This is a genomic window from Sphingomonas sp. P3_C5 (assembly GCF_056402635.1).
Genome location: NZ_JBFUHA010000012.1, coordinates 1 through 24,869, shown reverse-complemented (window position 1 = coordinate 24,869; position 24,869 = coordinate 1). Strand labels below are relative to the sequence as shown.

Annotated in this window: 20 protein-coding genes and 1 tRNA gene; 14 read left to right on the top strand and 7 right to left on the bottom strand. The window is 63.8% G+C overall.

From position 1 onward, the window contains the following. The first annotated feature begins 185 nt into the window (after window positions 1-185). Window positions 186-488, top strand: coding sequence for a hypothetical protein (locus AC1DVS_RS22905; protein ID WP_478026684.1), 303 nt, complete (start codon window positions 186-188; stop codon window positions 486-488). A 27-nt stretch (window positions 489-515) separates the two neighbouring features. Here AC1DVS_RS22905 and AC1DVS_RS22900 read toward each other — a convergent pair whose 3' ends face one another. The 5 genes from AC1DVS_RS22900 to AC1DVS_RS22880 all read right to left on the bottom strand — a co-directional run bounded on the left by AC1DVS_RS22900 (window position 516) and on the right by AC1DVS_RS22880 (window position 5,772). Then, on the bottom strand, window positions 516-1,316 hold the full coding sequence (locus tag AC1DVS_RS22900; protein WP_478026682.1) for an SDR family NAD(P)-dependent oxidoreductase: 801 nt from the start codon (window positions 1,314-1,316) through the stop codon (window positions 516-518). Between the two features lie 122 nt (window positions 1,317-1,438). After that, entirely contained in the window at window positions 1,439-2,203 is a 765-nt protein-coding gene (locus tag AC1DVS_RS22895) for an SDR family NAD(P)-dependent oxidoreductase (RefSeq protein ID WP_478026680.1), read from the bottom strand. A 30-nt stretch (window positions 2,204-2,233) separates the two neighbouring features. Beyond that, entirely contained in the window at window positions 2,234-3,313 is a 1,080-nt protein-coding gene (locus AC1DVS_RS22890) for a phosphotransferase family protein (RefSeq protein WP_478026679.1), read from the bottom strand. Then, complete coding sequence (locus AC1DVS_RS22885) at window positions 3,313-4,395, bottom strand: Zn-dependent alcohol dehydrogenase (RefSeq protein WP_478026677.1); 1,083 nt, start codon at window positions 4,393-4,395, stop codon at window positions 3,313-3,315. Before AC1DVS_RS22885 ends, AC1DVS_RS22890 begins: the two co-directional genes overlap by 1 nt. A gap of 99 nt (window positions 4,396-4,494) precedes the next feature. Beyond that, the gene (locus AC1DVS_RS22880; protein WP_478026676.1) at window positions 4,495-5,772 is read right to left on the bottom strand and encodes an acyl-CoA dehydrogenase family protein; all 1,278 of its coding nucleotides are present in this window, start codon (window positions 5,770-5,772) and stop codon (window positions 4,495-4,497) included. A gap of 145 nt (window positions 5,773-5,917) precedes the next feature. Here AC1DVS_RS22880 and AC1DVS_RS22875 point away from each other — a divergent pair, with 145 nt between their 5' ends. From AC1DVS_RS22875 to AC1DVS_RS22860, 4 genes are all read left to right on the top strand, one after another. Next, a complete protein-coding gene (locus tag AC1DVS_RS22875) occupies window positions 5,918-7,165 on the top strand; it encodes a TetR/AcrR family transcriptional regulator (RefSeq protein WP_478026674.1) in 1,248 nt (415 codons plus the stop codon). 114 nt (window positions 7,166-7,279) lie between these two features. Next, window positions 7,280-8,464, top strand: coding sequence for an acyl-CoA dehydrogenase (locus AC1DVS_RS22870; protein WP_478026673.1), 1,185 nt, complete (start codon window positions 7,280-7,282; stop codon window positions 8,462-8,464). Beyond that, window positions 8,465-9,604 (top strand): CaiB/BaiF CoA transferase family protein, encoded by a 1,140-nt coding sequence (locus AC1DVS_RS22865; protein ID WP_478026672.1) that lies wholly within the window; start codon window positions 8,465-8,467, stop codon window positions 9,602-9,604. Between the two features lie 68 nt (window positions 9,605-9,672). Further along, window positions 9,673-10,437: a class II aldolase/adducin family protein gene (locus AC1DVS_RS22860; protein WP_478026671.1), complete on the top strand. Its 765-nt coding sequence runs from the start codon at window positions 9,673-9,675 to the stop codon at window positions 10,435-10,437. Here the strand turns inward: AC1DVS_RS22860 and AC1DVS_RS22855 are convergent. Further along, complete coding sequence (locus AC1DVS_RS22855; protein WP_478026669.1) at window positions 10,434-11,234, bottom strand: DODA-type extradiol aromatic ring-opening family dioxygenase; 801 nt, start codon at window positions 11,232-11,234, stop codon at window positions 10,434-10,436. The genes AC1DVS_RS22860 and AC1DVS_RS22855 overlap by 4 nt on opposite strands. A 92-nt stretch (window positions 11,235-11,326) precedes the next feature. Between AC1DVS_RS22855 and AC1DVS_RS22850 the strand changes: the two genes are divergently transcribed. The 4 genes from AC1DVS_RS22850 to AC1DVS_RS22835 all read left to right on the top strand — a co-directional run bounded on the left by AC1DVS_RS22850 (window position 11,327) and on the right by AC1DVS_RS22835 (window position 15,037). Further along, window positions 11,327-11,878, top strand: coding sequence for a (2Fe-2S)-binding protein (locus AC1DVS_RS22850; protein WP_478026667.1), 552 nt, complete (start codon window positions 11,327-11,329; stop codon window positions 11,876-11,878). A gap of 108 nt (window positions 11,879-11,986) precedes the next feature. Continuing rightward, complete coding sequence (locus AC1DVS_RS22845) at window positions 11,987-12,952, top strand: RcnB family protein (RefSeq protein WP_478026666.1); 966 nt, start codon at window positions 11,987-11,989, stop codon at window positions 12,950-12,952. An 86-nt stretch (window positions 12,953-13,038) separates the two neighbouring features. Continuing rightward, window positions 13,039-13,719: a prolyl hydroxylase family protein gene (locus tag AC1DVS_RS22840; RefSeq protein WP_478026664.1), complete on the top strand. Its 681-nt coding sequence runs from the start codon at window positions 13,039-13,041 to the stop codon at window positions 13,717-13,719. Window positions 13,720-13,750: 31 nt separating this feature from the next. Further along, window positions 13,751-15,037, top strand: coding sequence for a glycosyltransferase (locus AC1DVS_RS22835; RefSeq protein ID WP_478026663.1), 1,287 nt, complete (start codon window positions 13,751-13,753; stop codon window positions 15,035-15,037). A gap of 65 nt (window positions 15,038-15,102) precedes the next feature. Here the strand turns inward: AC1DVS_RS22835 and AC1DVS_RS22830 are convergent, their stop codons facing one another. Continuing rightward, window positions 15,103-17,409: a TonB-dependent receptor gene (locus AC1DVS_RS22830; protein ID WP_478026662.1), complete on the bottom strand. Its 2,307-nt coding sequence runs from the start codon at window positions 17,407-17,409 to the stop codon at window positions 15,103-15,105. Between the two features lie 305 nt (window positions 17,410-17,714). Between AC1DVS_RS22830 and recJ the strand changes: the two genes are divergently transcribed. The 5 genes from recJ (at window position 17,715) to AC1DVS_RS22805 (ending at window position 24,823) form a co-directional block, all read left to right on the top strand. Then, on the top strand, window positions 17,715-19,478 hold the full coding sequence (recJ, locus tag AC1DVS_RS22825; RefSeq protein WP_478026660.1) for a single-stranded-DNA-specific exonuclease RecJ: 1,764 nt from the start codon (window positions 17,715-17,717) through the stop codon (window positions 19,476-19,478). A 146-nt stretch (window positions 19,479-19,624) separates the two neighbouring features. After that, the gene (locus AC1DVS_RS22820) at window positions 19,625-20,020 is read left to right on the top strand and encodes a VOC family protein (RefSeq protein WP_478026658.1); all 396 of its coding nucleotides are present in this window, start codon (window positions 19,625-19,627) and stop codon (window positions 20,018-20,020) included. Between the two features lie 55 nt (window positions 20,021-20,075). Next, a tRNA-Glu gene (locus tag AC1DVS_RS22815) sits at window positions 20,076-20,150 on the top strand. A gap of 203 nt (window positions 20,151-20,353) precedes the next feature. Beyond that, entirely contained in the window at window positions 20,354-21,232 is an 879-nt protein-coding gene (locus AC1DVS_RS22810) for a hypothetical protein (RefSeq protein WP_478026657.1), read from the top strand. 576 nt (window positions 21,233-21,808) lie between these two features. Continuing rightward, window positions 21,809-24,823 carry a beta strand repeat-containing protein gene (locus AC1DVS_RS22805; RefSeq protein ID WP_478026655.1) on the top strand — a complete coding sequence of 1,005 codons (3,015 nt, stop codon included), beginning with the start codon at window positions 21,809-21,811 and terminating at the stop codon, window positions 24,821-24,823. The last annotated feature ends 46 nt before the right edge of the window (window positions 24,824-24,869 follow it).

The following is a 24,869-nucleotide window of genomic DNA, read 5'->3' as shown; positions in this document are numbered from 1 at the left end:
CGGCTTCACTGTCAGTCATGTCAAAGAGCGGATCGAGCCTTTGTTGCCGGCGCGTCCGGACACGTGCTGCGCCGACGCGCGATAAAGTTGAATCAATTCGGGGCCGAAATGATGTGGCTCTCCGGCAAAGAGTCGGCCAGACTGACCATTGGGGCGGCCAATTCGCGCCGTCGGAGAGGAACATCATGGCTGATCAAATCGCATATGGGGTGCAATTCACCAATCACGGCGAGTTCGTATGCCGCTTCAACATCCAATGGGATGGCGGAGAAACCGATCGGACCGACGAGCTCAGCGCCGGACAAAGCGTCTTCGTCGACCTCCAGCCCTATCACAAGCAGATCCACCGCGGCACATCCTGCTACGCGCGTGCCTTTATCGTGCTTGGCCCGAACCATGATTCCGGCCGCAACTTCACCTACGGCCCCGCGGACGAGCCGGTCGAATATACGATCAGCGGCTCCGTCTTCAGTCCGCGATTTGACTGATCAGACTCGGACGGCGGCGGTGTAGGCCTATACCGCCGTCTTTCCATATTCCTGCTTGATGACCGGGTGGCTCGACGACAGGCCGCCATCGACGGCGATTGCCTGGCCGTTGACATAGCTCGCATCGTCCGAGGCGAGGAAGGCGGCCACTTTGGCCAGCTCCTCGGGCTGCGCACCGCGGCGCAAGGGGTTGAGGCGGCCGACCCGGTCCATCTTGCCGGCCTCGCGGGCATAATCGAAGGTCGGCTTGGTCATGCCGGTTTCGGTCAGGCCGGGGCAGATCGCGTTGACGCGGACATTCGATCCCGAAAGCTGCTGCGCCGACACCATCGCGAGATTGATCACCCCCGCCTTGGACGCTGAATAAGCCGGGCTGCCCGCCCCTGAGCGGATGCCGGCGACGCTGGCGGTCAGCACGATCGCGCCGCCGCCGCGTTCGGCGATCTTCGGCGCCGCGTGCTTGATCGCAAGATAGGGTCCGATCAGATTGACCCGCAGCACCTCGGTGATCAGCGCGACATCCGTGTCGAAGATGTTCGCCATCCCGCCCGAGATGCCGGCATTGGCGAACATGATGTCGAGGCCGTCATAATATTCGGAGGCCATGGCGACGGCGCGGATAACGTCCTCTTCATTGCCGGCGTCGATCAGGATCGGATGGGCGGTGCCGCCCGCCTTGTCGATCAGTGCGCAGGTTTCCTCGACGGCGTCAGTGATATCGGCGGCGATGACCCTGCCGCCCTCGCTCGCGAACAGAAGCGACGCGGCGCGGCCGATGCCCGAGCCGGCGCCGGTGACGATGATCGATTTGCCCGTGAATCGTGCCATCTTTTCCTCCGTCATGCCGGACTTGTTCCGGCATCCATCAGGCCGCTTGGCCTGACCTTTGAAACTCATCCTCGCGCTCGCGGCACCATGGACCCCGGAACAAGTCCGGGGTGACGGCTTGCCTAAATCGTCACGCCACCGTCGACGACGATCGTCTGCCCGGTCATGAAACTGCTTGCCCGTGCCGCGAGATAGACGACCGCACCGGCGATCTCGTGCGGCTCGCCGATGCGGCGAAGCGGTACCGATATGTTCGCCGCCTTTTGCCGCTCGGGATCTTCCCACAAAGCGCGGGCGAAATCGGTTTTGATCAGGCCGGGCGCGATGCAGTTCACCCGCACATTGTCCGGCCCGAATTCATGCGCGAGGTTGCGCGCGAGTTGCATGTCGGCCGCTTTGGAGATGCAATAGGCCCCGATCATGGTGGATCCGCGCAAGCCTCCTATCGAGGAGACGATGATGATCGAGCCCGATCGGCGTGCCCGCATTTCGGGCGCGACCATAGTGATCAGCCAGTGGTTCGAGACGATATTATTATCGAGGATCTTGCGGAACTGATCATCGGCAATCCCCTCCTGCGGGCCGTAATAGGGGTTCGAGGCGGCGTTGCAGACCAGCACGTCGATCTGGCCGAAGGCAGCGCGGGTCTCATCGACGAGGTTCTGGAGGCCGGCCTTGTCCGAGATGTTAGCTGCGACGGCGATTGCGGTGCCATCGCCATATCTGGCGTTGATCTCGGCCGCGACGGCATCGCAGGCATCCTGCTTGCGGCTTGAGATCACCACCTTCGCACCGTGTTCGGCGAGCTCGAAAGCGCTTGCCTTGCCGATGCCTTTCGATGAGCCGGTTATAATCGCGATTTTTCCGGTCAGGTCGAACTGGCTCATCCTGTATCCTCTCTGTCAGCCCGGCGCGGATTACGCGCCCGCTTTTACCGCAAACTCCCAGGCCGCCGCCGCCAGCCCGCCGACGCGTTCCGCGGTCTTCGCAGCCTGTGCGCTCGACGCGGTGCCGTCGACGATCCGCTTCTTGATGCCCTGGACAATGCCGGTGAGCCGGAAGAGGTTGTAGGCGAAATACCAGTCGAGATCGGGCAAGCCGTCGCGCCCGGTCAGCGAGCAATAACGCGCCACAATCTCTTCGATCGTCGGGATGCCGGTCTCGGGGCCTGCGAGGCCCATCACGCCCGAACGCCCCTCGGGCTGAGTCACCCAGTTCATCAGGAAATAGGAGAAGTCAGCGAGCGGATCGCCGAGCGTCGACAGCTCCCAGTCGAGCACCGCTATCACGCGCGCCTCATCGGCGGCGAAGATCATGTTGTCGATGCGGAAGTCGCCGTGCACGATCGAGGTGCGAGTCTGCTCGGGCAGGGTGCGCGGCAGCCATTCGATCAGGGCCTCGACCTCGGGCATATGCTCGGTTTCGGAGGCGCGATACTGCTTGGTCCAACGCCCGACCTGGCGTTCGAAATAATTGCCGGGCCTGCCATATTCTCCGAGGCCAGCAGCGACATGATCGGTGTTGTGGAGCGCCGCCAGCGTGTCGACCATCGCTTCATAGACCGCGCGCCGGCCATCGGGCGCCATGTCGGGCAAGGAGCCGTCCCACAGGCTCCGCCCCTCGACCAGCTCCATGATGTAGAACATCGAGCCAATCACCGCGGGATCTTCGCACAGGCCGAACGGCGCCGGCACCGGAAAGCCGGTGGGATGGAGCCCGGCAATCACCCGATATTCGCGGTCGACCGCGTGCGCCGACGGCAGCAGCTTCCCGAAGGGCTGGCGGCGCAGGACATAGCTCTTGCCGGGCGTATCGACACGGTAGGTCGGGTTGGACTGGCCGCCTTTGAACTTGGACAGGGTCACGGGACCTTCAAGCCCCGGCATATGCCCCTTCATCCAGCGCGCGACCGCCTCCGCGTCGATCGGATCGTCACCCGGAACCGGGATCGTGCCGACCATGGTCTGGTCGGCGTTCTGGGAAGGGGTTTCGGTCATCAGCTGAATTCGATCACTGATCGCACGCTGTCGCCGCGCCGCAATTCGTCAAAAGCATAGTTGATACGATCGAGCGGCATGCGGTCGCCGATGATGGAGTCGAGATCGAGCGCGCCGCTGAGGTAGAAATCGACGAGGCGGGGGATATCGACCGGGAAGCGATTGCCGCCCATCAGTCCGCCCTGCAGCTTCTTGCCGCCGAGCAGATCCATCGCCGACAGGCCGACCTTCTCGGCCAGCGGCATCATGCCCAGGATCGTCGCAGTGCCGCCACGGCGCAGCACCTTGACCGCGGTCGCGGCCGATTGCGGACGGCCGACCGCCTCGATCGCATGGTGGACGCCGCCCTTGGTCTCAGCGACCACTTCATCGGCAGCGGTTTCGGAGAGTGCGTCGATCACATGCGTCGCGCCGAGCTTCGTCGCCAGCGCGCGCTTCTCGGCCACGGGATCGAGCGCGATGATCTTGCCCGCGCCCGCGATCTTCGCCGCGTTGACGGCGGCAAGGCCGATGCCGCCGCAGCCGACCACGCACACCGTCTCGCCCGGCGTGAGGTGGGCGAGGTTGAAGATTGCGCCGGCGCCGGTCGTCACCGCGCAGCCGAGCAATGCGGCACGATCGAGCGGCATGTCGCGGTCGATCGCGACACAGGCATGTTCATGGACCAGCATCTGTTCGGCATAGGCCGACAGGTTCAGCATCTGGTGGACGATCTGATCGCCCATCATCAGCCGTTGCGGACCGGTTTTGGGGCGCCGCACGCTGGCATCGACACACAGGCTCATATGGCCGGTGACGCAATGCTCGCAGTGGCCGCAAAAGGCGCTGAGGCAGGTGACGACATGATCGCCGACCTTCACGGTCGAGACCTCGTCGCCAATCGCTTCGACCACACCGGCCGCCTCATGGCCGGGGATCGTCGGCAGCGCGTGCGGATAGGCGCCGTCGACGAAATGGAGGTCGGACCGGCACACCCCGACCGCGACGGTGCGGATCAGGACCTCGTGCAGGCCTGGCTTCGAGACGGTCACGTCCTCGATGCTGAGGGGTGTCTTGGCTTCGAAAAGGACGGCGGCTTTCACATTTTTCCTTTCGTCACCCCGGACTTGTTCCGGGGTCCACCGCGCCGCAAGCGCAAGTGGATGAGTGGACCCCGGAACACGTCCGGGGTGACGGTTAGCTTAGCGGCGCACTGCTTCTTTCGCCGCGACGGCGGCCGGCAGATCGGCATATTTGCCGAACTCGTTGCGGGCGATCGCGCGGTTGTGGACCTCATCCGGGCCGTCGGCGAAGCGCAGGGTCCGCATCGCGGCCCAGGCATGGGCGAGCTCGAAATGCTGGCTCACGCCGCCGCCGCCATGCGCCTGGATCGCGTCGTCGAGGATCTTCAGCGCCATCAGCGGCGCCTGGACCTTGATCATCGCGATTTCCTGCTGGGCGGATTTGTTGCCGGCACGGTCCATCATGTCAGCCGCCTTGAGGCAGAGCAGCCGGGTCATCTCGATATCGATCCGGGCGCGGGCGATCCGCTCCTCCCACACCGAATGATCGGCGATACGCTTGCCGAACGCCACGCGCGTCAGCAGGCGCTTCGCCATCGCTTCGATCGCGACCTCGGCGACGCCGATCGTGCGCATGCAGTGATGGATGCGGCCCGGCCCGAGCCGGCCCTGCGCGATCTCGAACCCGCGTCCCTCGCCGAGCAGCAGATTGTCGATCGGCACCCGCACATTCTCGAGCAGCACCTGGCCATGCCCGTGCGGCGCATGATCATAGCCATAGACCGTCAGCATATGCTCGATCGTCACGCCGGGCGCGTCGAGCGGGACGAGGATCTGGCTCTGCTGGCTGTGGCGCGAGCTTTCCGGATTGGTCTTGCCCATCACAATCGCGATCTTGCAGCGCGGATCGCCGACGCCCGAGGACCACCATTTCCGGCCGTTGATCACATAATGGTCGCCGTCGCGGACCATCTGGGTTTCGATATTTGTGGCGTCCGAGGAAGCGACTGCGGGCTCGGTCATCAGGAAGGCGGAACGGATCTCGCCGTTCATCAGCGGACGGAGCCATTGCTCCTTCTGCTCGAGCGTACCGTAACGATGAAGCACCTCCATATTGCCGGTGTCCGGCGCCGAGCAATTGAAGCATTCCGACGCCCAGCCGACCTTGCCCATCTCCTCGGCGCATAGCGCATATTCGAGGTTGCTGAGTTGCGTGCCTTCGAACACGAAACTGTCATCGACATGGCTCTGGCCGGAATGCGGCGGCATGAAGAAATTCCACAGCCCCGCCGCCTTCGCCTTGACCTTCATCTCCTCGATGACGGGGATCACTTTCCAGCGATCGCCCTCGTGCGACTGCTGGTTATAATCGTCCTGCCGGGGGCGGATATTCTGATCGATGAAGGTCTTCACGCGATCCCGGAAATATGTCTCGCGCTCGCTCAGCGTGAAATCCATCTGGCTATCCTCTCATCGACCCGTTGATCGGGTGGTTAGACCGTACCGCGTTTTCGGTAAAGCGCCTTTGGCCACGATATCGCAGTCTTTCGAGCCGCCAGAAAAAACACTGTCTCTTCGAAAAGAAGATGTTACAGTTTGCCGCATGCAGGCTGGGGATGAAGTGCGGGGGGAGGACGAGGAGGCAGGTACCAAGCGCTTCCGTGCGAAGCGCGATGCCATCCTCGCTGCCGCCGCCGAAGCAATCAACGAACAAAGCGCGAAGGGCATGACCTTCGCCGATGTCGCGCGCCGTGTCGGCCTCAACACCACCAGCGTGACCTATTATTTCAAGCGCAAGGAGGATCTCGCCGCCGCCTGTTTCGAGCATACGCTCGACCGGCTCCAGGCGATGCTCGACCAGGCCTCGGCCGAGCCGACGCCGCAAAAGCGCGTCGCCCGCTATCTCGCGCTCAACATGGAGCGGTTTGCGCGCATCGAGCGTGGCGAAGAGCAGGCCGTTGCCGTTCTGTCCGATCTCCGCGCCATGGAAGAGCCGGTGCGCAGCCGGCTGATGGCGAGCTGGCGCGATGTCTTCCGCAAGACCCGCAGCCTGTGGGGTCCCGCCGCCAACCGCGCCCAGACCGATCTGCATGGCGCGCGCGCGCATGTGCTTCTCGAGAACACCTTCTGGATACCGATCTGGCTGGTCCGGTACGAACCGGATCAGTTCGACCGGATCGAGGCCAGGATGATGGACGTGTTCGAGCATGGCATCGCCGGCCCGGGCCAGAATTGGGCGCCCGAACTGATCAATCTCGAGCATGACGAGCCCGAGCCGGGGCGCGAGGCGTTCCTGCTGGCGGCGACTCGGCTGATCAACGAGCTCGGCTATCGCGGCGCCTCAGTGCAGAAGATCGCCTCCGAGCTGAACGTTACAAAGGGCAGCTTCTACCATCATCTCGACGCGAAGGATGACCTCGTCATCGCCTGTTACAAGCGCAGCTTCGACACGATCGCTGACGCGCAGCATCTGTCGGACGAGCGTGGTGGGAGCCATTGGCAGCGGCTGACGAGCACGATCGCGACGCTTCTGGATGTGCAATTCTCCGAGCGCGGGCCGTTGCTCCGCACCACCGCGCTCCACGGCCTGCCGGGAAGCGTGCGCCGGGCGATGGTCGACCGTTCGAACCGGATCGCGCGGCGCTATGCCGGCACGATGATGGACGGCATTGCCGAAGGATCGATCCGGCCGGTCGATGCGCTGGTGGCCAGCCAGGCACTGATGGCGCTGCAAAATGCAGCGTTCGACATGCGCAAATGGGCGAGCACCATGCCGCGCGAAAAGGCAGTGGCGTTTTACGCATCGACCTTGGCGTTCGGACTGTTCGACGACCGCGTCCTGTCGCTTTGAAGAGTGAACAGGGCCGGGATTAATCATCAAGACCCGGATTAATCACGGGACTGATTACCGGGGCTGGACAAGAGCCGCGCTTCGCTGGCAGCGGACGGCTCAAGGAGATTTGTAATGAGCAGCATGGCCGCGTTCGATTGGGCCGATCCTTTCTTCCTCGACGACCAGCTCGAGGATGACGAGCGGATGATCCGCGACACAGCGCGGGCCTATGCCCAGGAAAAGCTCGCGCCGCKGATCATCGACGCGTTCGCCAATGAGGTGACCGATGTCGCGATCTTCCGCGAAATGGGCGAGCTCGGCCTGCTTGGGCCGACCATTCCCGAGGAATATGGCGGGGTGGGTGCGTCCTATGTGTCCTATGGCCTCGTCGCGCGCGAGGTCGAGCGAGTCGATTCGGGCTATCGCTCGATGATGAGCGTTCAGTCGAGCCTCGTGATGTACCCGATCTACGCGTACGGTTCCGAGGAACAGAAGCGCAAATATCTGCCCAAGCTCGCGAGCGGCGAATGGATCGGCTGCTTTGGGCTGACCGAGCCCGACGCGGGTTCCGACCCCGGCGGCATGCGCACGCGCGCCGAGAAGATCGATGGCGGTTATCGCCTGTCGGGCAGCAAGACCTGGATTTCCAACGCGCCGATCGCCGATGTTTTCGTGATCTGGGCAAAGTCCGATGCGCATGGCGGCGGCATTCGCGGCTTCATCCTCGAAAAGGGCATGAAGGGGCTCTCGACGCCTAAGATCGAGGGCAAGCTTTCGCTCCGCGCATCGATCACCGGGATGGTGATGATGGACGGGATCGAGCTCAGCGAGGATGCGCTGCTGCCTGAGGTGCAGGGGCTGAAGGGGCCGTTCGGCTGCCTCAACCGCGCGCGCTACGGGATCAGCTGGGGATCGATGGGCGCGGCCGAATTCTGCTTCCATGCAGCGCGCCAATATGGCCTCGACCGTGCCCAGTTCGGCCGGCCGCTCGCCGCCAACCAGCTCTACCAGAAGAAGCTTGCCGATATGCAGACCGAGATTGCGCTTGGGCTGCAGGCGAGTCTCAGGGTCGGGCGGCTGATGGATGCGGGCAAGTTCGCGCCCGAGATGATCTCGATCGTGAAGCGCAACAATGTCGGCAAGGCGCTCGATATCGCGCGCCAGGCCCGCGACATGCATGGCGGCAACGGCATCAGCGGTGAATATCAGGTGATGCGGCACATGATGAACCTCGAGACCGTCAACACCTATGAGGGCGCGCATGATGTCCATGCGTTGATCCTCGGCCGCGCCATCACCGGGATTGCGGCCTTCTAGATGGCCGCCGCACCGCTGGCGGGCCTCCGCATCCTCGAAATCGCCGGGATCGGGCCGGGGCCGTTTTGCGGGATGATGCTGGCCGATCACGGTGCCGAGGTGATCCGGATCGAGCGCCCCGGCGACACCGGCCTGTCGAATGCGGCGAAGGATCCGCTGGTGCGGTCTCGCCGATCGATCGTGCTCGATCTGAAAAAGCCAGAAGCCGTGCTCGCCGTGCGCAAGTTGGCAAAAGACTGTGACGGGTTGATCGAGGGTTTCCGCCCGGGCGTGATGGAGCGGCTCGGTCTCGGCCCGGACGTGCTGCTCGCCGACAATCCCGCGCTCGTCTATGGCCGCATGACCGGCTGGGGCCAGACCGGGCCGATGGCGCGCGAGCCCGGGCACGACATCAATTACATCGCGATCTCGGGCGTGCTCCATGCGATTGGCGACGCTGGCGGAAAGCCGGTGGCGCCGATCAACCTGGTCGGCGATTTCGGCGGTGGCGGGATGATGCTGGCCTTCGGCATGCTGGCGGGGATCCTCCAGGCACAGGCAACCGGCCAGGGCCAGATCGTCGATTGCGCGATGACCGAGGGCTCGGCGGTGCTGGCCAGCATGGTCTGGGGTTTCCGCGCGATGGGAATGTGGGGGAACCCGCGCGGGGCCAATCTGCTCGATGGCGGGGCCCATTTCTACGACACCTATGAGACATCGGACGGCAAATGGGTGTCGATCGGGGCGATCGAGCCGCAATTCTATGCCGGGCTTCGCAGAGTGATGGGGCTCGAGGGTGCCGAATGGGACGCGCAGTTCGCAACCACCGGCTGGCCGGAGCTCAAGGCTGAACTGGCGCGGCGATTCAGGACGCGGACTCGCGATGACTGGGTGTTCGCATTCGAAGGTCATGAGGTGTGCTTTGCGCCGGTGCTCAGTTTCGACGAGGCGGTGGCGCATCCCCACAATCAGGCGCGCGGTGCTTTTATCGAGGCCGGCGGGGTGATTCAGCCTGCCCCGGCCCCGCGCTATTCCGTGAGCGAAACCGTGCCGCCGCGCATGGCACGCGGCGCGGAAACCGGAACGATCCTTGCTGAAAACGGGTTTTCCGAAGAGGAGATCGCGGCGCTCCAGGCTGCCGGAGCGACGGGTACCGATTAACGCTCTCATGTTGCCTGTCCGGCCGCTGCGTGCGATATCGGTTGCAAAGCAAAACTCAGGAGAGCGCCATGGCCACCGCCGTCCTTCACAACAGCCAGATGTCCGAAGCCGAATGGGAGGCGCGCCAGCAGCTCGCCGCCTGTTACCGCGTGTTCCACATGCTCGGCTGGTCCGAGATGATCTACAATCACATCACGCTGAAGATACCGGGCGAGGAAGGCGCGTTCCTGATCAACCCGTTCGGGCTGCACTTCAGCGAAGTGACCGCCTCGAGCCTGGTGAAGATCGATATCGACGGCAACAAGCTCGACGACAGCCCCTATCCGGTGAACCGCGCGGGCTTTGTGCAGCATGCGCTGTTCCACCGCCATCTGCCTGACGCGCACTGCATCATGCACACGCATACCACAGCGGGCATGGCGGTCAGCTCAGTCGAGGGCGGGTTGCGCCCGATCAATTTCTACGCGTGTAATTTCATCGGGCAGATCGCCTATCATGATTTCGAGGGCGTCACCGTCCGCGACGAGGAAGGCGCTCGGCTGATGGAGCATCTCGGCGACAAGCGGATGATGATGCTCAAGAACCACGGCATACTGGTGATGGGCCGCACCTTGCCCGAGGCTTTCGTCAAGCATTGGGCGCTGCAGCGCGCCTGCGAGATCCAGATTGCAACCGCCTCGATGGGCATGCCGATCATCGAGATATCGCCCGAAGTGATCGCGGTGCACCAGCGCGACCTTCATATGGCGCAGGTTCCCGGTGGCCCCGGCAAGGCCGATTTCGAGGCGATGGTGCGGCTGGTCGACAAGATCGACACGAGCTGGCGGAATTAACCGAACCGATATCCGGAAACGGCCCAGCCGATCACATGATCGCTGTAGTCGCGCACGGCCGCGTCGTCGCCGCCAGCGCCAAGCGCCACCATCAGCGGCAACAGATGCTCGGCTTCGGGATGGGCGAAGCGGGCATGGGGCAGTTGCTCCCAACCGGCGACACGCTTCGCTCGCGAGGCCGGATCGGGATCGGTGACGGCCGCGGTCAAGGCTGCATCCCATTCATCGGCGACCGGCGTGACCTGGGGGCCACGGGCGCGCAGATTGTGGAAGCTCATGCCCGATCCGACGATCAGCACGCCCTCGTCGCGGAGTGGCGCGAGGGCGCGGCCGATCGCGATATGCGCAGCCGGATCGAGATCCTTGCGCAGCGACATCTGCACGAGCGGAATATCGGCATCCGGCACCGCGACCTTCATCGGAACGAACACGCCGTGGTCCCAGCCGCGCTGCGATTCCTCAGCCACGGCAAAGCCCGCTTCCCGCATCAAGCCGGCGGCGCGGCGCGCGACTTCGGGCGCGCCCGGCGCATCCCAATGCAGGTGATAGGTGTGCTCGGGGAAGCCGTAATAATCATAGAGCAGGGGCTGGCCGTTGCCGACATGCACCGTTACGTCCCGCTCCTCCCAATGGCCGGAGACGAGCAGGATCGCCTTTGGCCGCTCTGGCAGCGAATCGATCAGGCCGGCGAGATAGGCCTGCATCGGGCGCCACATCGGATCGGGCGGGCCGCCGGCCGGATCCATGAAGAAGCAGGGGCCGCCGCCATGGGGCACGAAAAGAGCTGGGAGGGTCATGTTCCCCATATCGGGGGCGCGCTGCCGCCCCGCAATCGCGCGGCCGGAAACGCGTCGTTTCGCAACACGACGCTTTGGCATATGCTCCGGCCATGACCAGCTTCACCGTCAACAACCAGCCGGTCCATTACAAGATGGACCCGAACACGCCTCTGCTCTGGGCGCTCCGTGATGCGTCGAACCTGACCGGCGCGAAATATGGCTGCGGCAATGGCGAGTGCGGGGCCTGCACCGTGATCATCGACGATGAGGCCGTGCGATCCTGCCAGACGACCATCGCTGCGATCGAGGGAAGCTTCGTGACGACGATCGAAGGATTGTCGCGCGAAAGGACTCACCCGGTTCAGCTGGCCTGGATCGCCAACAATGTGCCGCAATGCGGCTTCTGCATCCCCGGCATGATCATGGCGGCGGCGGTATTATTGAAGAAAAATCGCAACCCTTCCGAGGATGACATCAAGGCGGCAATCACCAATTTGTGCCGGTGCGGCGTGTATCCACGCGTGATCGAAGCAGTCATGCACGCAGCCCGACTTCAGCGCGGCGACGAAACGATCGATCCGGGCCCGTCGCCCGGAATAGATCCGGCCTCGGCCGCCAGACTGGTGCCGGCGCTGACTCCGGGCGGGCGGCAAGTGAAATGAATCCTTTCGCAATGCTGTCAGGGCAATTCAGAAACATGTCATCGCCAATCTGGCACAACACGTCCATCGATCGGGCCGACTCCGTGCCCGCGAACCGGAAGGACTAAGATGCGTACTTCTTTTATCATGGCGCTTCTGGCGGCGACGGCGATCGTTCCGACAGCAGTGTATGCCCAAGACTGGCACCGCGGCGATGGTGGCCGTGGCGAACGCGGCGGCGGTGGTGGTCAGCGGCAGGAACGTCAGCAGGCGTCCGCACCGCAAGCCCAGGCTCCGCAGTCCCAGCCGGCTCCGGCTCCCGCCCGCACGTTCGACCGTGGCAACTGGCAGGGTGGCCGCAGCAATTGGCAGGGACGCGCACAGATCCAGGCTCAGCAGCCGCAGGTCCAGCAGCCCCAGGTTCAGCAGCAGGCACCGCAACGCTTCCAGCCCAATCCCAACACGCAGGGCTGGCGCGGCGGCAACAATGCCGGTCAGCCTGCGCAGGACTGGCAGCGGCGTGGCGGCGAGCACCGTGGCGGCGGCAATTGGCAGGGACAGGGCCAGGGCCAGGGTCAAGTGCAGGGCCAGCCGCAGGGTCGGCCGAATAATGGCGGCGACTGGCGCGACCGCGGCCAGCACAGCAACGGTGGCGATTGGCGCAACAACGATCACCGGGACAACGGTGGCGACTGGCGGAACAACGACCATCGGAACAATGGCGGCGACTGGCGCAATAACGGCCAGCGGGGCGATTGGCGTGGCGACCGCAACCGGGGCGGCAACTGGAACCGCAGCTGGCGCCAGGACAATCGCTATAACTGGAGCGATCGCCGCAACCGGAACCGCGACGCGTTTCACCTGCCGCGCTATTACGCGCCCTATGGCTGGGGCTATGGCTATCGCCGCTTCGGGATCGGCTTCGAGCTGAGCTCGATCCTGTACGAGCAGAACTACTGGATCGACGATCCGAGCTATTACGGCCTGCCCGAGGCTTATGGGCCGTATCGCTGGGTGCGCTATTACAATGATGCGCTGCTCGTCGATATCTATTCCGGCCAGGTCGTCGACACGGTCTACGACATCTTCTGGTAAGCGTAACGAAACGGAAAAACGGGGGCCCGGCGGCATCGTCGCCGGGCCCCTTGTTTTTTGCGGGCGGGGCGGCACATTGCGCGCCCATGTCCTTGTTCCCGAAGAAATCCGGCGGCCTCTCCGCTGTTCGCAAACATATCGGCGAAAGCGTCTCGCAAAGACTCGAAGCCAACCCGTCGATCAAGCGCGCCAAGACCGACGCGGCTCAGGTCTATTATCACGTCGATTTCCTCAGCCCGGCGACGTGCAACGCGCTGATCAAGATGATCGACGCGAACCGCCGCCCCTCCTCCCTGCTCGCCAACAAGGCCGGCCCCAGTTTTCGCACAAGCGAAAGCTGCGATATGGATCGCTGGTCTCCGAACGTACAGCCGATCGACGAATCGATAGCCAATCTGCTGGGCATCGATCCGGCGATGGGGGAGACGATGCAGGGCCAGCGCTACGCCCCCGGCCAGCATTTCCGCGCGCATCATGATTTTTTCCACGAGGGCGAGGAATATTGGGCCGCCATGAAGGCGAATGGCGGCCAGCGCACCTGGACCGCGATGATCTATCTCAACGAGGTCGAGGAAGGCGGCGCGACCTGGTTTCCCCAGGCTGGCATCCGGGTCGCGCCCAAACGCGGGCTTCTGCTTGCCTGGAACAACATGAATCCGGACGGCAGCCCGAACCAGCGCACGCTCCACGAAGGGATGCCGGTGGTGAAAGGCACCAAATACATCGTGACGAAGTGGTTCCGCGAGGATAGCTGGCTCAAGCAATAAGGCGGCGCGAGCCGAGCGTCTTCGACATTCCATGCGAAAAATCGTTCTCACGTCGGTCGGCACTCTCGGCGATCTCCACCCGTTCATCGCGATCGGCCTCGCGCTCAAGCGGCGCGGGCACCATCCTGTGCTGGCGGTGGCTGAGGATCATGTCGCCAAATCGCGTGCCGCCGGGCTGGATGCGGTTGCGGTGCTGCCCAGCTTCGATGTCGTCCGGCAACGGATGGGGCTCGACGAGGACGATGCCGTCAAACGGGTGATGGCCGACCAGACCTATTTGCTTGAGCAGGTGTTGCTGCCCTGGCTCGCCTCGAGCACTGGCGCGCTGGACGAGGTGGTCGCCGATGCGGACGCGCTGGTCGCATCGCTGTTCGTGTTCGGCGCGCCGATCATCGCCGAAAAGCGGCGCGTGCCGCTGATCTCGGTGATCCTGCAGCCGATGGCGATCCTGTCCGCCTATACGACACCCAAGACACCCGATTTCTGGATGCTGAAGCACAGCCCCGGCAGCGAGATCGGCGTGCGCTGGAACCGGATGGCGTACGGCGTGATGCGCAGGATCATGCGACGGCGCTACGGGGGCAAGATCGACGCCGTGCGCGCCAGCCACGGCCTCGGCCCGACCCGCGACCCTTCGATATTCGATGTCAGCAAGGAAACGGCGCTGACTCTGTGCTGCTATTCGCCGCTGTTCGGCCCTGCGCAAAAGGATGCGCCGGCCAACGCGGATATTGTCGGCTTCCCGGTCTATGACAGCCAGAACGGCGACAGCGTGGCGCCGGACGCCGAACTCGAGGCTTTCCTCGCCAAAGGCCCGCCGCCGCTCGTCTTCACGCTGGGCTCGTTCGCGGTCTATGCGCCGGGGGATTTCTACAAGGAAGCAGCGGCGGCGGCGCGGCGGCTGGGGATGCGTGCGGTGCTGCTGACCGGCGAAAAGACCAGCCTGAGCTCCGAAGGCGACATATTGGTCCGGCCCTATGCGCCGCATTCGATGCTGTTCCCGAGGGCCGCGGCGATCATCCATCATGGCGGGATCGGCACGACCGGTCAGGCGCTGCGCGCGGGAAAGCCGCAGCTTGTGGTGCCGCATATGGGCGACCAGTCGGACAATGCCCACCGCATCAAGAAGATGGGCGTCGGCCGGATCCTGGCCGCGCGGCGGTTCAGCGCAGGCCGGGCAGCGCCCGTGATCGCCTCGCTGGTCGGCGACAGCAGCTACCGCGCGGAGGCCGAACGCGCCGGCGCGGTGATCGTCCAAGAGGACGCTGCCGAGGCGGCCGCAATCGCGATCGAGAAGATTATTGGATGCGGCTCCTGAGCCAGCATCCAGATAACGCCTGAGCCCTGCCGTCGCCGACGACAGGGCTCAGGCCGGCACTCAGGTCAGAATTTGCCGCTGAGCGAGACGCCGATGATGCGGGGCTCGTTGAACACCGCCGCCATGTAGTTCTCGATCACGCCCTTGAGGTTCTTCTCATTGGTGATGTTGCGGCCGAACACCGCGATCTCGTATTTGCCGCCCGGTGCTGAGTAGCCGAGCTTCAGGCCGCCCTCGAAGGTGCCGTTCGAGGTGAACTCCTTCGTCTTGTAGAGCACGAAGCTGGTGAAGCCCTGCAGGTTCCAGTCCGTCGCGACGAAGACCTTGCCGCCATTGCCGAGCGGCACGTCGTAGCGGCCGTTGAAGTCGACGGTGTATTGCGGCGCGTTGGGGAGCGGGCTGCCGTCGATCTGGGCGAAGACGGTGGGGTTGCCGAACACCGGCACCGTGATGGTCGGATCCTGCACGGTGCAGACAACCGCGCCGTTCAGCGCGCAGACCTGGGCATAGACCCGCTTGTCCTTGATCTCGCTGTGCAACAGGCTGAGCCCGACACCGAGCGTCAGGTTCGAATTCGGCTTCCACTCGGCCTCGGCTTCCATGCCGTATGCCTTGGCCTTGTCGGCATTGAACAGCACGCCGTTGCCGTTGGAATCATTGCCGTTCAGCTGGATGTTGTCGACGGTGTAGGTGAAGGCCGATGCGTTCAGGCGCAGGTGATGGTTGAACAGGCTGCTCTTGAAGCCCGCCTCCCAGGACAGGATCGTCTCGGAATTCGCGGTGGTGAAATCCGAGTTGAACACAGCCGAGCGGCCCTGGATCGTCGGGCCACGGAAGCCACGTGCGACGCGGGCATAGAGGCTGACATTGGGATCGACCTGGTAGAGCGCGCTCACGTCCCAGCTCGGCTGCGTATCCTTCATCCGCACCAGGCGGCGCCCGCCATAGGTCGAAACACCGGCAATCGTGTCGGCGGTCTTGAGCAGCTGAGTCGTCTTGGTGTCTTCGGTCACGCGGCCGCCGGCAGTGATCGTCAGATTGGGGACGATCTCATAGCTGACCTGGCCAAAGGCGGCCCAGGAAGTGTTGACGTCATGAAGCCGCACCCAGTTGTTCGGGTTGTGCGCGGCGGTCGTCAGGAAATAGGCGCGCTGGTAGAACTCCGTGATGTCGCGCTGATCGAAATACATGCCGCCGATCTGCCACTTGAACGGGCCGTCGCCGTTGCTGGCGAGGCGGACTTCCTGCGTCAACTGATCGAGGCTGCGGACAGCGCCCTGCGACTGGCCGAAGCCGGTGCCACCGAAATTGGCGGCGGCGCCGCCATCAGTGTCGCCGCGGCTGTAACCCGAGGTCGTCTCGATCGCGCTGATCGAGGTCAGGGTGACCGGGCCCATATCCCATGAAGCGCGCAGCGACTCGCCATAGGTCTTGTAGGCCTGCGGGTTGTTCATCGCCTCATCGAGGGCAACCTTGTCGCGCGGCGTGGCGCTGACATCGTTCGATCCCTTGATCAGCCCGGCGCGGTGGAACAGAGTCGAGGTGCCGCTGTAATCGCGAGCATGCGCGGAGAGGTTGAACGAAAGCGAATCGCTCGGCGTGAACAGCAATTGCAGGCGGACGTCGCGCTCGTCGAAGCCACCCATTGCGTCCTTCTTCGGCGAGACAGTGCCGTCCGCGCTGGTGCCGGCATAGGTGTTGTCAACCCAGTTATCGCGGTGCTGGATCATCGCCGACAGGCGGAAAGCGAGCAGGCCGGGCGCGATCGGGCCGCCGATGCCGGCGTCCGCGGTAACGGTGTTGTAGCTGCCATAGCTCGCCTGGCCACGACCCTGGAAGGTCTCCGATGGCTGGATCGTGTCGAACTTGATGATGCCGGCGGTGGTATTGCGGCCGAACAGCGAGCCCTGAGGCCCGCGCAGCACCTCGACCTGGCGAACGTCGAATACCGGGTTCGACTTCAGCACGACATGCTCGAGCACGACATCGTCCTGGATGATCGAGACCGGCTGCGAGGCGCCGAGATAGAAATCGATATTGCCGAGGCCGCGAATATAGAAACGCGGGAAGATGCGGCCGGTCGTCGTCTCGGCATAAAGGCCTGGGACGCGGCCGGAGAGCGCCATGATATCGTCACCACCCGCCTGGAACGCGCGCAGATCGTCACCCGCCACCGCCGCGACCGAGAGCGGCACCTTCTGCAGGGGCTCCGACCGGCGCTGTGCCGTCACCACGATGTCGCCCTGATCTCCATCGGACGCCGCCGCCGTCGCCGGCTTTGCTTCCTGGGCCGACGCGATATTGGCGAAGGCCAGAGCGCCGAACGCGCAGGTCAGCATCGAGATTGAACGCGCGATAGTGGAATTGGACACGGGTGATCCCCCAAATGGTTACGGGTTTGCGGTAGTGTGACGGGAGCAGAGCGATGGCCGGAAATGGCCTAAATCCGCCGGTGATCGACATATTTGTCTGATGGTGCCGGATGCCCCCGCAGGCGCGGGGCTAGGAGCCGAATATGGATTAATTATGACATTGTCTGGAAACTCATGTTGATAAGCGGCGAGAGAGGCCCGCCATGCCCCGGCTCGCCTGCGCGGCGACGCTGTTCCTTGGGCATCGATCTGTGCCACAGCAGCGCGATGCGCATATCCGAACTCCTGAAGGCCCGGCAGCAATCATGAGTGCCGTCCTCAACATCTCGCATTCGATCCTCGGCCAGCCCTGGCGCTGGCGGATGCTCGAAGCGGACGCGCGCGACCCCGGCTTCGCGCCCGACGATCTGGTCACTCAGCTCCTGCTCGCCCGGGGATGTCCGCGCGAGGCGCTCGACGCACACAAGCTGCCGAGCATCCGCGGTTTCATGCCCGACCCGTCGATCTTTCAGGACATGGACCGCGCCGCTGAACGCCTCGCCGATGCGGTCCAGTCCGGCGAGCAGGTAACGGTGTTCGGCGATTATGATGTGGACGGGGCGACGTCCGCTGCGTTGATGATATTGCTGCTGCGCGATCTTGGGCTCGAGGCGCGCGCCTATATCCCCGACCGGCTGATGGAGGGCTATGGCCCATCGGGCGAAGCGCTGGTCCGGCTGAAGGAGGAAGGCGCGAGCCTGATCGTCACCGTCGATTGCGGCGCGCAGGCTTTCGAAGCGCTGGAGATGGCGCGCGTGGCCGGTGTCGATGTGATCGTGGTCGATCACCATAAATGCGCGGCCACCCTGCCCCATGCCTTTGCCCTGGTGAATCCGAACCGGCTCGACGAGACCGAGGGCGCCGCGCATGGCCATCTCGCCGCGGTCGGCGTCGCCTTTCTGCTCGGCGCGGCTCTGGTCCGGCTGTTGCGGACGCGCGGCTGGTTCGAGACTCGCGCAGAACCGCGCCTGCTCGACCTGCTCGATATCGTCGCGCTCGGCACCGTGGCCGATGTGGCTCAGCTGAGAGGCCTCAACCGCGCCTTTGTGAGCCAGGGGCTGAAGGTGATGGCGCAGCGCCGCAATATCGGCCTCAACGCCCTGATCTCCGCGTCGCGGCTGACACGGGCGCCGACCGCGACCGATCTCGGTTTCGCGCTCGGCCCGCGGATCAACGCCGGTGGGCGGGTCGGCAAGTCCGACCTCGGCGTCCGGCTGCTCACCACACGCGATCCAGCTGAAGCGGCGAGCATCGCCGCCGAGCTCGACCGGCTCAACGAGGAGCGCCGCGCGATCGAGGGGATCGTGCAGGAGTCCGCAGAGGGCATGGCCGCGACCAAAGGGAATCGCGCTGTGGTGGTAGTCGCCGGGCGCGGCTGGCACCCGGGCGTGATCGGCATCGTCGCCGGGCGGCTCAAGGAGAAATATGGCCGCCCCGCGATCGTGATCGCGCTCGACGATGCGGGAATCGGCAAGGGGTCGGGCCGGTCGATTGCAGGCGTGGATCTCGGCGCGGCGGTGCTGGCGGCGAAGGATAGCGGGCTGCTCGCCGCGGGCGGCGGCCATGCGATGGCGGCGGGGCTCACCATTGCGGAGGGCCAGCTGGAGGCATTCACCGATTTCCTCGAGGAGCGGCTCGATGCGGCGGTGACGCGCTCGATCGGCGACCGCGCCCTGCTGCTCGATGCGTTGCTTACTGCGGGCGGCATCACGCCTGCCCTGGTCGAGGCGATGGACGTTGGCGGGCCCTACGGCATGGGCTGGCCGCAGCCGCGCGTGGTCGCGGGGCCGGTACGGATCGTGAAGGCGGATATCGTCGGCAACGGCCATGTCCGCGCGATCGTGACCGGCGATGATGGCCGCACCCTGAAGACAGTCGCCTTCCGCCAGGCCGAAACCGCGCTCGGTGCCGCGCTGCTCGGCGCGCCGCCGCACCGCCGGTTGTGGCTCGCCGGGCGCGCGCGGATCGACGATTGGGGCGCGAGGCCGGCGGCCGAGCTTCACCTCGACGATGCCGCCTGGGCGGAGTAAGAAATCGCAGCCATTCTTGCGTTCGACCTGGACAGCCATTGGCGCTGAATAGTGCGGCGGCGAGTGAGGTTGAATCGCGTGAGGCTGTTGGCGAAGTCAGACGGACGCTGACAGAAGGCGATAATCACCCTTTTTGGAGATTGAGGATGTTCAGCCATATCACCCTCGGCACCAACAATCTCGATCGCGCCCGGCGGTTTTACGAGCCGGTGATGGCCACGCTCGGTATCGACCAGCCATTCAAGTTGCCGGCGACGCTCATGTTCGGCGAACTGGCGGGGCTCAAGCTGTTCGTCGTCAGCCCCGCTGACGGTGGCGAGGCGAAACCGGGCAAGGGCCAGCACACCGCCTTTCTCGCGCCCGACCGGGCTGCAGTGGATGCCTTCCACGCGGCCGCGCTGGCAAATGGCGGCACCGACGAAGGCGCGCCGGGTCTCCGCCCGCAGTACCACGCCAATTATTACGGCGCTTATGTCCGCGACCCCGATGGCAACAAGCTCCAGGTGATATGCCATCGCCGATCAAATGACGCGGTGGGTTGACCAGCACACGGCATTTGCCTAACCGGCACCCCCACGCCCGGGGTTTCCCGGACACGGCCCCTTCGTCTAGCGGTTAGGACGCGGCCCTTTCACGGCTGAAGCACGGGTTCGATTCCCGTAGGGGTCACCATCCTTTGCATTTCATGCTCCGTTATCAGGAGCTTCCGGTGCCGAAATGGCCGGGCTTTTGGCCAGGCTGGGCATCTCCCAGGCGGAAAACGCCACTGCGTCGCCTGCCATGCTGCGCTGATTCGCGGCGGGCCACGTTAAGCACTTCATGGTTCTTTAAGTTAAATCGAACAAAATCAGCCCCAAGCGTGGGGGCGCGATCACATGAAGATGGTTCGATTTTTCGCGTTTCTGCTGCTCTCCGAAGCAGCCGCGGTTCTTCTGTTTCTGTTGTGCCAGATGGTGCTGCACTTCAACCCCTTTGGCTTGAACGTGAACTTCATCCTTTCCGCGGGCGGAATAGTTTTTGGCCTGATTGGCGGAGCGGGCTCACTGCCCGGAGCGAAGCGCGCCGGTTTTGCACCGACGCTTTCGGTCATGGCTCTTGTCGCCTTGACCACCGGTACCACGGTGCTGGCCTATTATTATGCAACCTTCATCATCCTGCTCGCGCGCATGGGTCTTGTCGGCTCGGGCATAGGTTTCGGCGACTTTCTCGATGCCACGGTTGGCCATACGCAGTTCAGCGCTTCGATGTCGTCCCACACCAGTTCCGATATCGGGGGATGGGGTTATGCCCTGTTCGCCTCGCATATCGTCTGGGCCATGATGATGAGCATGGTGTGGCTCACCAACTTGCGGAAAGTCGCGCATTGCGGGAGGTGTGAATGCTATTTCGAGCAACGGGAAAAGCGCGAGCTTTTGTTTGCCGACGCAGTCGAACTGCAACAGCTTGCCGAGTCGCTGCCAAAACCTTCGGCCGAGCGCGCCGCGCAACTGCTGAGTATGCCGGCCACCCCACGCTATACGCCTGAAGCCGGCGTGGTGCGGTTGGAAATACGGCATTCGGAATGCCCAGGTTGCCACGAGCAGGACGCTAGCGAAACCATAGAGATCCACGACGACAAAGGTTTTGGGGACGCTCAGAACATCTCCTATCGGTGGAAGATATCCGGCGCCTCTCGCGCCGCCCCGGATGCCGACATGCCGCCGCCACCCAGCGCTCCCCAGCGAGCCGCGTTCGGGCGCCGCGGTTTGGGCTGATGCCTGGATATGCCTGGTCCCGGTAATTTCAGCTGACCGTGCGGGCGGCTCGACATAGATCGCCCTCGCCTATCGACCTTCGCCGCAGAGCACGTTCTTGCGGTTGAATCAGGTCGCCACGTGTTCTCGTGCAATGATGCCGATGTTGGACGTGTGACATAATTCAGGGCGAATTCGGACAGCTGCGTTGGAGTTTCACGAGGGGGAATGCGCGAAATGGCGTCCGGCGTGTTGGCGAATTTTGTCATGCCTGTCGGGGGTATTGAGGAGAGTTGTACAGAACATTGTACAGATCGAGAATTACGGCAATTGCGAGGACATGTGCGATAATTCCCAAGCTGTTTGGGGCTTGGGCCCGCGTTTGCCGGCCGCGAGCGTGAGCCCGTCCGCGCCTCCATTGGATCGCCTAGAAAAGCGGCGCAATCGCCGACGCGTGCGAGGACCGGAGCAACGGTGATGCCATGATGGTCCTCGTCTGAAAGACGTGCCGCACGACCGTCCCTTTCATATGCGACTTGGCGGCTGAAGCTGATAGACTCCAGCCAACTTTGTGATTCGATTGGGGGAATGGGTCCAATGGCCACGTATAATGGTACCGAAAATGGTGATACCTATTCGGGCGGCAGCGACGCCGATACCATCAACGGCAATGGCGGCAACGACAAGCTCGCCGGCGGCGGGGGCGGCGACACGATCGACGGCGGCGAAGGCAATGACAGCATCTATGCCTTTACCATCTCGCCCTATTGGCAGAGCCCCTTCTACGGCAACAATCTCGATTTTGTTTCTCCGGTGCTCGACACCGGGAGCGAGATCGACACGCTGAACGGCGGCGCGGGGCTCGACACGATTTATTCGGGCTATGGCGACATCGTGAATGGCGGGCTGGACCTCGCCGATCTGTTGATCAGCTTGCGGGGCGCGACTTCGGGACAGACGGTCGATTTCAGGACGCTCGACAATGGCGGAACACTTACCATCGGCGGTGGCCTGATCAGCAATATTCGCTCAGTGCTGTGGATCGAGGGCAGCGATTTCGACGATACGATTATCGGCAGCGACCAAGGCTCGAACTCGTCGGACTATGCGCCGATCTTCGGGCGAGGCGGCAACGATCACCTCATCGCCGGCCACGATACCGGAAATATATATGGCGGCACCGGCAACGATACGATCGACGCGGGCAACGGCGGTTGGTTCTACGGTGAAGACGGCGACGACATTCTCAACGTCACGGGCGTTCAGTCGCACTCGTTCGGAGGCGACGGCAACGATACGCTTAACGTCGCCGGCTTTGCCTATGGTGGCGCGGGCAACGACACCATCAACATGATGGATGACTCCTCCTATTACACGGTGACCTACGGCAATAGCGGCGACGACACGATCAACGGATCCGAGAATTCGAACACGATCCTCGGCGGCACGGGCGCAGACCTGATCTATGGCAATGACGGCGAGGACCAACTGTTCTCGGGCGGGCCCGACGACTATTTCTACTCGGGTAGTTACGGATCTCTCACCGAAGCGGATAGCGGGATCGAGCACGACCAGCTCTTCGGCGGGGCCGGCGATGACCGGCTCTCGATCGGCTATGGCGACGATGCCGATGGCGGCACGGGCACCAACACGCTGGCGCTATCGCTGATCGGCGGAAGTGCCGGCGTGACGGTCGATATCGCCGACCTGATCACAGGCGGTCCCTATGTCATCGGTGGCGGAACGATCACCAATTTCCAGAGCCTGGCCTTTCTGTGGGGCACCAATTTCGCCGATACGATCACGATGACGGCGCAATCAATCGGCATGCACGTCTATGGCATGGACGGCGCGGACACGATCAACGGCACCGACGACGCCGACAACATTCATGGCGGCATGGGCGCTGACACCGTTCACGCGGGCGGCGGCAATGATTTTCTCTGGATCGATGCGGCGGGTGAGGTCGCGGCGGGCGAAGTGCTCGATGGTGGAACAGGGTTCGATACTATCATTGCACCCAACCCCGGTGCCTTTGTCACTTTCGATATTTCGGCGGCAACCCTGAACGGCATCGAGTCCCTTGACGCGCGAGGCTCGGCCAGGATCGGCCTCACCGGCGCGCAGCTTGCCGGCGTGACGACGCTGGCCGGAAGCTTCTATTTCACCGCAGGCGGCAACGTCTCGCTCAACGGGATCAGCGCGGCTTACTCGATCACGTTCAACCTCGCTACGGCCGGCAATATGTTCGACATGACCGGCTTCACCGGTGGCGCCTTCGTCATTGTCGCAGGCGACATCGGCGATGATACCGTCATCGGATCGGCTGGCGGCGAGTATGTCTACGCCAATGGCGGCAATGACACGCTCTACGGCAATGGCGGCAGCGACGTGCTTAACGGCGGCGACGGCAATGATCGCCTAGACGGCGGCGTGCTGGCGGACCAGATGACCGGCGGCGCGGGAGACGACGTCTTTGTTGTCGACAATGTTGGCGACCGCGTCTTTGAGCTCGCGGACGAGGGGACCGACACAGTCGAGAGCTCGCTCTCCTTCTCCTTCTTCAGCGGCGCCAACGCCAGCGAATTTCTCGAGAATATCACGCTGACCGGCAGTGCCGCGATCATTGCCGTGGGCAACACGGCCGCCAATGTCCTGATCGGCAATTCCGGTAACAACACCCTCAATGGGATGGCCAACGCGGATCGAATGGAAGGCCGGCAAGGCAACGACCGCTATATCATCGACAATGTCGGCGATACGGTGTTCGAAGCCGTCGGCGAGGGCACCGATACTGTCTTGTCCAGCGTGAGCTGGGCGCTCGCCGCGGGCCAGGAAATCGAAATTCTCAGCACCAACCTCGCCAGCGGAACGACTGCGATCGATCTGACCGGCAACGAATTCGTCAACACCATCACCGGCAATGAGGGCGCAAACCGTCTGGTCGGCGGCGGCGGTAACGACACGATCTTCGGCGGCGGCGGCGCGGACCGGATCGACGGCGGCACCGGCGCGGATGCGATGACCGGTGGCACTGGCGATGACAGCTATGTCGTCGACGATGCCGGCGACACCGTGTTCGAGGCAGGCGGCGAAGGCACCGACAGGGTTGCCACCACCGTCAGCTGGGCGATGGCCGCGGGCCAGGAGATCGAACAGCTCACGGTCGCCAACATGGCCAGCACCAATGCGGTAAACCTGACTGGCAACGAGTTCGCCAACAAGCTCGCGGGCAATGACGGTGCGAACACGCTGAACGGCGGTGGCGGCAACGACAAGCTGGCGGGCGCCGGTGGTAACGACATTCTCGACGGCGGTACCGGTGCGGATCAGATGCAGGGCGGCACGGGCAGCGACAGCTATTTCGTGGACGATGCCGCCGACACGGTGTTCGAAGCGAATACCGGCGGCGTCGATTACGACACCGTGGTGGCCACGGTCAGCTGGGTGCTGGGCGCAGGACAGGAAGTCGAGCGCTTGCGCGCAGGCCCGGGCACCGATCCGATCAACCTTACCGGCAATGAGTTCGGTCAGAAGATCCAGGGCAATGAGGGTGCGAACATCCTGCTCGGCGACGGCGGCAATGACGTGATCATCGATCCAGGGCAATGAGGGTGCGAATATCCTGCTCGGCGACGGCGGCAATGACGTGATCATC